4 protein-coding genes are annotated in these 1,598 nt (G+C 30.9%); all 4 read left to right on the top strand.

Annotation, left to right across the window (positions count from 1 at the left end):
* On the top strand, positions 1-204 hold a 204-nt coding region (locus ACQP6D_RS11190), incomplete at its 5' end, for a putative T6SS immunity periplasmic lipoprotein (RefSeq protein ID WP_427858267.1).
* Between the two features lie 57 nt (positions 205-261).
* Positions 262-723, top strand: coding sequence for a putative T6SS immunity periplasmic lipoprotein (locus ACQP6D_RS11185; RefSeq protein WP_427858266.1), 462 nt, complete (start codon positions 262-264; stop codon positions 721-723).
* Positions 724-781: 58 nt separating this feature from the next.
* Positions 782-1,231: a putative T6SS immunity periplasmic lipoprotein gene (locus ACQP6D_RS11180; RefSeq protein ID WP_427858265.1), complete on the top strand. Its 450-nt coding sequence runs from the start codon at positions 782-784 to the stop codon at positions 1,229-1,231.
* A gap of 58 nt (positions 1,232-1,289) precedes the next feature.
* The coding region (locus ACQP6D_RS11175; RefSeq protein WP_427858264.1) for a putative T6SS immunity periplasmic lipoprotein at positions 1,290-1,598 on the top strand (309 nt) is incomplete at its 3' end.

Below are 1,598 nucleotides of genomic sequence, written 5' to 3'. Positions count from 1 at the left end.
GTCAAAAATCAACAATGCTTATATTTTAATTATCGTTTTAAAACTAATATTCTTTATTCTATTAGCTTCTTTTCAACAGAAAAAGGGAATGATGAATCTCAGAAGTCGACAAATAAAGATTGGACTAGGGATATGAGAATCATAAAAAAAACTGATGGAACGTTGCAATTATTATTAGACGGTGAAGCACGTGATTATTCTTGATTGTGTATGAAGCAAAATAACATCTTTTCTGTACAGTATTATATGGACTCAAGGATAATGAATAAAAATCTTTTTCGCATTTTGCCATTAGTCCTTACCATAGCTTTGATAACAGGTTGCATCTTGCACAACAATGTATTTTATACGCCTGAAATTGCATTAAAAAAGGATGGACAGCCATGTATCAGTATACCCACAAATGAAGATTTTTTCCGACGAAAAAAAGACTTTGATATTTCATATTTATATGTTTATCAAGTAGGAGTAGGAGAACTTTGGAGTAAAAATTATTTTCATTCTGCAAAACCCTATTATGTTCAAAATGATCAATGCCTGATTTTTAATTACCATTTTCAGAATAATATTCCATACCATATAGGTTTTTTTTCAAATGAGAAAGGCAATGAAGAAAATAATAAATCTACTGATAAAGAATGGATGAGATATATGCAAATCATAAAAAAACCAAATGGAACGTTGCAATTATTATTAGACGCTGAGGCACGTGATTATTCTTGATTGTGGATGAAGCAATATAGCACATTACCTGTATGATATTCATAGGGATACAAGGAGAATGAACAAAAATTTATTACGCGGTTTATTGTTAATTTTTCTAGTAATATTGATAAACGGTTGCATAAGGGGATATACCCCAGATATCGTTTTAAAAAAAGATGGTCAGCCCTGCATCAGTATTCCCACGGATGAAGATTTTTTCCTCCGGAAAAAAGAGTTTGATATTTCATATTTATATGTATTTCAAGCAGGAGTTGGAGAACTCTGGAACAAAGATTACTCGGACTCTGAAAAGCCTTATTATGTCAAAAATCAACAATGTTTATATTTTAATTATCGTTTTCAGACTAATATTTCTTACTCTATTGGTTTCTTTTCAACAGAAAAAGGAAATGATGAAGCGCAAAAATCGACAAATAAAAACTGGACAAGGTATATGCGCATTATAAAAAAACCGGATGGAACGTTGCAATTATTATTAGACGCTGAGGCACGCGATTATTCTTGATTTTGATTGAAGCAATATAGCACATTACCTGTGTGATATTCATAGGGACACTAGGAGAATGAATAAAAATCTTTTTCGCATTTTACCAATAATCCTTACCATAGTTTTGATAACAGGTTGCATCTTGCACAACAATATATTTTATACTCCAGATATCGCACTAAAAAAAGATGGTCAGCCCTGCATTAGTATTCCGGCGAATGAAGATTTTTTCAGGCGAAAAAAAGAGTTTGATATTTCGTATTTATATGTATTTCAAGCAGGCGTAGGAGAGCTTTGGAGTAAAAATAATTTAAGCTCTAAAAAAAACTATTATATAAAAAATCAGCAATGTTTATATTTTAATTATCGTTTTCAGGCTAATATT

It is taken from the genome of Snodgrassella sp. CS2, assembly GCF_050310315.1.
Lineage (GTDB): Bacteria > Pseudomonadota > Gammaproteobacteria > Burkholderiales > Neisseriaceae > Snodgrassella > Snodgrassella alvi_E.
The sequence above is the reverse complement of the archived record's forward strand: the minus strand, read 5'-3'. Positions and strand labels throughout refer to the sequence as shown.

Bases quoted from the DNA above. Each gene is read 5' to 3' on its own strand.
- ACQP6D_RS11185 (WP_427858266.1), top strand. From the start codon at position 262: ATGAATAAAAATCTTTTTCGCATTTTGCCATTAGTCCTTACCATAGCT.
- ACQP6D_RS11180 (WP_427858265.1), top strand. From the start codon at position 782: ATGAACAAAAATTTATTACGCGGTTTATTGTTAATTTTTCTAGTAATA.